At 36.4% G+C, this 552-nt stretch carries 1 protein-coding gene; it reads left to right on the top strand.

Annotation, left to right across the window (positions count from 1 at the left end; genetic code table 11):
• Positions 1-450: amidohydrolase family protein (locus tag IE271_RS44715; RefSeq protein WP_190195541.1), on the top strand; the 450-nt coding region annotated here is incomplete at its 5' end.
• Positions 451-552: the final 102 nt, after the last annotated feature.

Raw genomic sequence — 552 nt, 5'->3', positions numbered from 1 at the left:
AGATTTAAAATCGCCCCTCCTTTAAGGGATAAAGAAAGCCAAAACGCCTTAAAAGAAGCCCTAAAGAATGATGAAATTGCCATGCTCACAAGCCTTCATGTTTTCAAAAACTCTAACGCAGAGATTTTTGAAGAAAGCGCGTTTGGGTGTGAGAGCATAGAGGACGCTTTTAGCGTGGCTTATACTTTTTTAGTTCAAAAAAAGGTTATCAGCTTCCAACAGCTCATTAAAGTCATGGCGACTAATCAAGCGAGATTTTTAAAACTCAATGCAGGCGAGGTTAAAGAAAATCAATTAGCCAATCTCATGATTGTGGATTTGAACGCCCAAACAAGAGTTAATAATAAAAATTCGCCCTTTTATGGTTTAGAATTATATGGCGAAGTTCAAAGAATGATCTTAAAAGGGCAAACCACATTGATTAAGGAGAATGCATGCAAGAAATCATAGGAGCGTCTTTAGTTTTTTTATGCAATGAAAAATGCGAAGTGTTAGAAGATTATGGCGTGGTCTTTGATGAAAAGATTGTTGAAGTGGGTGATTATAAAAGCT

Source organism: Streptomyces minutiscleroticus, assembly GCF_014650875.1.
In the GTDB taxonomy this organism is placed as follows: domain Bacteria; phylum Actinomycetota; class Actinomycetes; order Streptomycetales; family Streptomycetaceae; genus Streptomyces; species Streptomyces minutiscleroticus.
Note: the sequence above shows the minus strand (reverse complement) of the source record. Positions and strands in the feature narration are given on the sequence as shown.